This is a genomic window from Kocuria sp. (assembly GCF_030536815.1).
In the GTDB taxonomy this organism is placed as follows: Bacteria; Actinomycetota; Actinomycetes; order Actinomycetales; family Micrococcaceae; genus Kocuria; species Kocuria gwangalliensis.
In genome coordinates this window covers 9,403-16,203 of sequence record NZ_JAUNPE010000049.1, presented here as the reverse complement: position 1 = coordinate 16,203, position 6,801 = coordinate 9,403, and the positions used below count along the sequence as shown (strand labels likewise).

The 6,801-nt window shown below is 64.8% G+C and carries 6 protein-coding genes; 1 reads left to right on the top strand and 5 read right to left on the bottom strand.

What is annotated here, in order from left to right; translation table 11 throughout:
* The 5 genes from Q4E95_RS06535 to Q4E95_RS06515 form a co-directional block, all read right to left on the bottom strand.
* Positions 1-1,346, bottom strand: a 1,346-nt coding sequence (locus Q4E95_RS06535; protein WP_303382550.1) for an ABC transporter substrate-binding protein, incomplete at its 3' end; no start/stop codon positions are given.
* A gap of 329 nt (positions 1,347-1,675) precedes the next feature.
* On the bottom strand, positions 1,676-2,533 hold the full coding sequence (locus Q4E95_RS06530) for a glycerophosphodiester phosphodiesterase family protein (protein WP_303382549.1): 858 nt from the start codon (positions 2,531-2,533) through the stop codon (positions 1,676-1,678).
* A 35-nt stretch (positions 2,534-2,568) separates the two neighbouring features.
* Complete coding sequence (locus tag Q4E95_RS06525) at positions 2,569-3,363, bottom strand: HAD family hydrolase (RefSeq protein WP_303382548.1); 795 nt, start codon at positions 3,361-3,363, stop codon at positions 2,569-2,571.
* 52 nt (positions 3,364-3,415) lie between these two features.
* Entirely contained in the window at positions 3,416-3,937 is a 522-nt protein-coding gene (locus Q4E95_RS06520; RefSeq protein ID WP_303382547.1) for a YbhB/YbcL family Raf kinase inhibitor-like protein, read from the bottom strand.
* A gap of 119 nt (positions 3,938-4,056) precedes the next feature.
* Positions 4,057-4,986, bottom strand: a complete 930-nt coding sequence (locus tag Q4E95_RS06515) for a carbohydrate kinase (RefSeq protein WP_303382546.1) — start codon at positions 4,984-4,986, stop codon at positions 4,057-4,059.
* A 214-nt stretch (positions 4,987-5,200) separates the two neighbouring features.
* Here Q4E95_RS06515 and Q4E95_RS06510 point away from each other — a divergent pair, with 214 nt between their 5' ends.
* Complete coding sequence (locus Q4E95_RS06510; RefSeq protein ID WP_303382545.1) at positions 5,201-6,616, top strand: glyceraldehyde-3-phosphate dehydrogenase; 1,416 nt, start codon at positions 5,201-5,203, stop codon at positions 6,614-6,616.
* Positions 6,617-6,801: the final 185 nt, after the last annotated feature.

The window sequence follows — 6,801 nt, the reverse complement described above, 5'->3', positions numbered from 1 at the left end:
GTCTGGGGCAGGAAATTTCGGGTGTACCAAAAGTCCTGGGAGAAGGGGTACTGCAAATAGCCGTCACCGAAGAACGTGGTGGTGTCCACGCGGCGCAGGCTCACGTTGATGCCCGCCTCCGAGGCCTGTTCCGCAAAGACCTGAGCGGATTCCACGGCTCCGGCCTGGATGGGTGCGGTGACCAGTTCCACGTCCAGACCGTCCGGGTAGCCGGCATCGGCCAGCAGTTGCTTGGCCTTCTCGATGTTTCGGGTGCGCTGCGGCAGCTGCGGAGTTCCGGGGTCGAACGGTGCGTACATGTCATTACCCACCGTGCCGTGTCCGGAGAAGACCTGCTCCACCATTTGTTCGCGGTCCACCACGAGCTTGAACGCCTCGCGCACGCGGGGGTCGTCGAAGGGCTCCACATCCACGCGCATGGTGAACGGCAACCAGCTACCGGTTTCGGACATAACGGTGAAAATGCGGGGGTCGGTTCCCACCACGTCCACGAGCGCCAACGGAAGCTGACCCACCACGTCCACCTGCGTGGAGAGCAGCGCGTTGACCAAGGCGTCCTCGTCGTTGAAGTTCACCAAGTGCACCTCGTCCAGCAGGGGCGCGTCTCGCCAATAGTTCCGGTTGGCCTTGAGGACCGTGATCTGACCCGGTTCGAACAGTCCCAAGCTGAACGCGCCGGTTCCGACCGGGTTGGCCGGGTCGTAGTTCGCGGGCACGATACCCATGGAATACTGCGCCGTGGAGTCGATGAACATGGAGTCCGGCTCGGAGAGTTCAAAGCGCACGGTGTGATCGTCCACGGCCACGGACCTGGCGAGACTGGCCAGACCGGAGGCACCGGACTTGGGATCGGCGGGATCCGTCACGCGGTCGTAGGTGAACACGACGTCCGCCGCCGTCAGCGGTCTTCCGTCGTGGAACGTGACATCGGTGCGCAGTTTGAAGATCCACGCTCGACCGTCCTGGACGGGCTCCGCGCTTTCGGCCAGCGCCGGGACGGGTTCGTACTCCTCGTTGAACTCGTAGAGCGTGTCGTAGAGGTTGAGCACGCGTCCGGCATCGGCAGTGCCCACGGGGATGTGGGCGTCCACGGTGTCCGCGGCACCGCCGCCCGCGAGCCCCACCCGAAGAATTCCGCCCGGTTCGGGGGCGCCCGTGGCTTCCGTTCCCGAGAAGGCCTGCTGGGTGTTACTTCCGCAGCCGGCCAGGGCGAACACCGCGGCCGTGGCTCCCACGCCCAGGAAACCACGCCGGGACAGCGCACGACGCCGTTCGACCGAGTTCCGGGTCTCCCGTTGCCGTCCGTGGTGGTCCGGAGCCGGATGTGGATAGGGTTTTGCGCTCATATTTCCTCGCTGTTGAGACACGACGTTGTGAGACTCCTGGCGAGCGCTCGATGGGTGGAGCGTGCCGGGCGCAACCGAACACGGGGCGCCTGTGGGAAAGGGATAAGCAGCTACGGGATCTTGCGGAGGCAGCCGATCCACCGCGAACGGATCAAGCCCACCGGTTGACGAACCGGACCGCGGGCAGAGTGAGTGTGCTGCATCTGCGCCTCCGATCAGTTGTGGGCTACGCGACCCGGAGCGGAGCTAACGGGTCGGTATCACCGCGTGTTTCGCGTACCTATGACATTAGGAAATTCACAGGTGTGAGTCAAAGATCACACGCGCAATTACGCGGAGTGCGGTGGCCACTGTCCACGGTCCGCCAACACCCGGGTGAGCACATCCCCGCGGTCGGTCACAATCCCGTCGGCACCGATATCCAACAATTGGCGCATTTCGTCGGCGTCGTTAATGGTCCACACGTGCACGGCCACACCCACGCGGTGGGCCACCTCCACGAACTTGGGGTCCACCACCGAGACCGGAAGTTTCCGCCCGCCCGGCAGGGAGAGGTCGTACGTCACGGGCAGTTGGACGGCAGTGAAGTCCGCAACCTTGACCGCCCAGGCCTTGGTCAACAGCGACCAGATGAGGCTCGCGATCCTGGGGGAGGCCTTGTCCGTCACGCGGGCCGTTTTGGAGAGGATCGTGAGCCCTGCGCAGCCAATGGTTCCCGCCGAGGTGAGCGGGCGCTTGCCGGTGAGCCGGGCGATGTTCTCGAGCGTGCGGCGTCGGCGGTCTTCGGAGAATGAGGTCACCCGCACGCGGTCCACGGCACCCTCCTGGGCAAGCACGCGCGGCAGCGCCGTGACCGAGGATTCGTCCTTGACGTCGATATTGAAGTGCAGGTCCGGTAGCTCACGCAGCAGTTCGGACAGGGTCGCCAACGGTTCCGTACTGCCGATGCGCACGTCCTGCAGCTCGGACCAGGGGAGATCACAGACGTCACCGGATGTATTGGTCACCCGATCCAGTGTGGGGTCGTGGAATGCCAGCACCACGCCGTCCGAGGTGGTGTTCACATCCGTCTCGACCCATACGAATCCTAGGTCCGCGGCGGCACGAAACGCTCGAAGGGTGTTCTCATGACCGTCCAGTGAGAAACCACGGTGGGCCAGGGCGGCAGGTTGATCGGCAACTGACATGTACTAAACAGTAACTTGTCGGTCACCGTTTCTGGTCAGGCATGATCCAAATAGTTCTCAATGACCTGGGCCACGCCATCCTCGGTGAAGGGCGGTGCCGTACGACCCACCGCGGTGACGACCCCCGGATGTCCGTCCGCCATGGCGTACCCGTGACCGGCCCACGTGAGCATTTCCAGGTCATTGGGCATGTCACCGAAGGCCATCACGTGCTGACTCGTGATCCCGCGCTCAGCGGCATACCGCTCCAGCGTGCGGGCCTTGGTCAGCCCTCGCTGCCCGATTTCCACCAGCGGGGCTGCGGCCACGGAATGGGTGACGGCAAGCCGCCCGTCCACCAGCTCACGCACGTGCTCGAAATACTCGTTGGGTACGGCGCCATCCAGTTTGGCCAGCAGCTTGACCACACCGATCCCCCGGGGCAGACACTCCCTGATGGGTGCCTCCTCCACGGGGAAGATTTCCATGCGGTCGCTGCGGGACCATCCGGGATCGGTGAAGACCCGATCCAGGGTTTCGGCGGCATAGAGCGTGCGGGGGAACAGCTCGCTGATCTCCCCCATGATCCCGAAGGCCTCACGCACGTGGAACAGGCTGGTTTCAATGACGCGTTCGGTGGGCACGTCGTACACCACGGCCCCGTTGGAACAAATGACCACCCCCACGTCCTCCAGCTGTTCGTGGAGCGGGTGGAGCCACCGTTTGGGACGCCCGGTCACGAACACCACGTGAATCCCGGCATCCCGTGCGGCGGTAATGGCCTCGACGGTGCGCGGCCGGAAGCGAAAATCGGGTCCCAGAACCGTCCCGTCCAGATCGCTCGCGATCATTCGGACGGGCTGGTGGGGTTCCTCCTCGAAACTTCCGCGCACCACTGGAGCGTTACTTGACTTCGTACACGGGGGTCAAGAAGGCGCGGGCGATCCCGTGGAAGAACAGGTTGAAGTTCACCACGGCGGGGCTGGCGTTCTCGTCCACGTCCAGTTCAGCCACGTCCACGGCGGTCACGCACAGGATGTAGCGGTGCGCACCGTGTCCCTCGGGCGGAGCCGCCCCCACGAACTCGTCGGTGCCGCCGTCGTTGCGGTGCTTCACGGCACCCTCCGGCGGGTTCGACGCCGCCCCGGTCGCCAGTTCCGTGACGGAGGCCGGGATATTGGACACGCACCAGTGCCAGAACCCACTGGGGGTGGGGGCATCGGGGTCGTACATGGTCACCACGTAGGACTTGGTGCCCTCGGGCGCACCCGACCAGGACAGTTGCGGGGAAATGTCCTCACCGCCGGCGCCCATGATTGCGGAGACCTGTGCGGTGGCCATGGTCTCACCCTCGGCGACATCCGTTGAGGTCAGAGTGAACGTGGGAAGGTCGGGCAGGTCTGCGTAGGGTTCGCGGTCGAGCATCGGTATTCCTTTCGTTGAACGGTTCGTACTCACGGACACGTCCTTGCCGACGGCGCCCGGCCACCTTCACGGCGGGGGCTTGTCGTGGCGGCCGGCCGCGCAGGAGCGGCCGGCACGCGTCAGTTCTTCGGCAGATCATCCTTGGTCGGCAGGTCCGCCCCGGAACGGGAAACGGTCACACCCGCGGCGGCTGCGGCGTAGCGCAGGATTTGCCGTACCTCGTCCTTGTCCAACGCGTCCAAGTCACGGCGAGCATCGGCTCCGGTGAGACCGCGGTCGGTCAAAGTGGAGATCAGGGCGGCCATGAACGAATCCCCGGCACCCACCGTGTCCACCACGTCCACTCGGGCCGCTGCGGTGTCCACACCTTCGCGTCCCGTGCCGCGGCTTACCGCCCAGGGGCCCAGTGGCCCGCGAGTCACGATCACCAAGTGTGCACCCGCTTGCAACCACGCCCGGGCGCTGTCCTCGATGGAGCGGTTCGGATAGAGCCACAGCAGATCTTCGTCAGAGGCCTTCACGATGTCCGCGGACGCCACAATGGCCTCCGCCCGAGCGCGGGCATCCGAAGAATCCGGAATGATGGTGGGTCGGCAATTGGGATCGTATGAGATCAGGGCGTGGCCATGGGCACGCTCCACAGCCTTGCGGACCAGGGTCGCGCCGGGTTCGAGCATGGCACCGATGGAGCCCACGTGCAGCAGGCCGGTATTGCTGAGGAGCTGATCGATCTGGTCGTCGGAGACGTCCAAGGACCAATCCAACTGAAAGTCATAGGTTGCGGCGCCGGCCTGATCCAGCGTGGCCTGCGCTACCGAGGTGGGCTTGGAATCCGGGCTGAACGGCAGGCTCACCTTGTTGTCCCGCAGGTGCGCGGCCACTTGCTCGCCGTACTCGTCCTGACCGTAGCGACCCAGGAACTGCACCGACTGACCCAGGCGGGCAAGGCCTACGGCCACATTCATGGGGCTTCCGCCCACGTGCGCTCGGGGTGCTTCACCCTTGCGCGAGACCACATCCACGAGAGCTTCACCGATCACCGTCAACATGGCACCACGGTAGCAAAGGCGACCGACAAGAAGACGGCGCCGCGGCGGCGTCGTCACCTAAAGGGATACGCACACGAGGGGTGCGCGAGCCACGTAGACTGACGTACGACGAGCCGCCCCATTCCTACGGGGCGCCATCACGCTAGACCGCACAACGAAGCGCGGCACAACACGGCCCTCACGACGAAGTCCGGGTCGAGGAAGAAGGATGCTGATGAGCACCACCTGGTCCGATCGCGAAGCACTTGCCGAGGCACTGGTCCCCCTGGTGGGCCGTTTGCACCGCGAGAACAAGGTGGTCACCACCGTGTTCGGCCGGTCGCTGGTTCACAAGTCCGTCACCGAAATCATCAAGGCGCACCGCTTCACCCGCCGCATCCTGGGAGAAGAGCTGCCGCTCAAGGACACCCTCGACATCGTCGAGACGCTGACCAAGCTCCAGCTGGGTACGTGCAACATCGACGTGGCCAAGCTGGCTCAGGGCTACCAGGAATCCGCCGGCACCGACCTCGAGGCGTACTTGCGTGAGCGGCTGGCTTCCGTGGTCGAGCACCAGGGTGAGAACGAACCCGAGTCCCAGGATGTGGTGCTGTACGGCTTCGGTCGCATCGGCCGTCTGCTGGCCCGCATCCTCATCAACCGCAACGACGGAACCGGCCTGAACCTGCGCGCCGTGGTGGTCCGCAAGAAGCCGGGCAACGACCTGGTCAAGCGCGCTTCCCTGCTGCGCCGTGACTCCGTGCACGGCCCGTTCGACGGCACCATCACCGTGGACGAAGAGAAGAACATCATCACCGCCAACGGTGTGGACATTCAGTTCATTTACGCGGGTTCCCCGGCCGAGGTGGACTACACCGAGTACGGCATCGACAACGCCTTGGTGGTCGACAACACCGGCGCGTGGCGCGATGAAGAGGGACTTTCCCAGCACCTTCAGTCGAAGGGGGTCGCCAAGGTCCTGCTGACCGCTCCCGGTAAGGGCGAGCTCAAGAACATTGTGTGCGGCGTGAACGACAAGGACATCGTGGCCGAGGACAAGATCCTTTCCGCGGCGTCCTGCACGACCAACGCCATCACCCCGGTCGTGAAGGTCCTCAACGACCAGTACGGCATCAAGCAGGGCCACGTCGAGACCGTTCACTCGTACACCAACGACCAGAACCTCATTGACAACTGGCACAAGGGTGACCGCCGCGGCCGCTCCGCAGCGCTGAACATGGTCATCACCGAAACCGGTGCCGCCAAGGCCGTGGCCAAGGCTCTGCCCGAGATGCAGGGCAAGCTCACCGGCAACGCCATCCGCGTGCCAACCCCGGACGTCTCCATGGCCATCCTCAACCTGCAGTTGGAGAATGCCCCCGAGAGCGCCGACGAGGTCAACGCGTTCCTCAAGGACATCTCCTTGAACTCGCCCCTGCGCAAGCAGATCGACTACGTGGACTCCCCGGACGTGGTCTCCACCGACCTGGTCGGTTCCCGCCGCGCCGGCGTGGTGGACGGCCTGGCCACCATTGTCAACAACAGCTCCCTGGTGCTGTACGTCTGGTACGACAACGAGTTCGGTTACTCCTGTCAGGTGGTGCGCGTTCTGGCACGCATGGCCGACATCGCCATGCCGCAGCTCCCGTAAGTTCCCCGGCCACGACGACGCCGCCCCGGTGACCTTTCGCGCGAAAGGTGACCGGGGCGGCGTCGTCGTCGGTGGGAGCGCACAGCTCAGGGGCCGCTGGAACCCTGCCGCGCACCTGATGCCCCGTTAGAACCCTTCTGGGCTCACCCAAGGGCCCCAACGACACATGAGGTGTACACGACCTC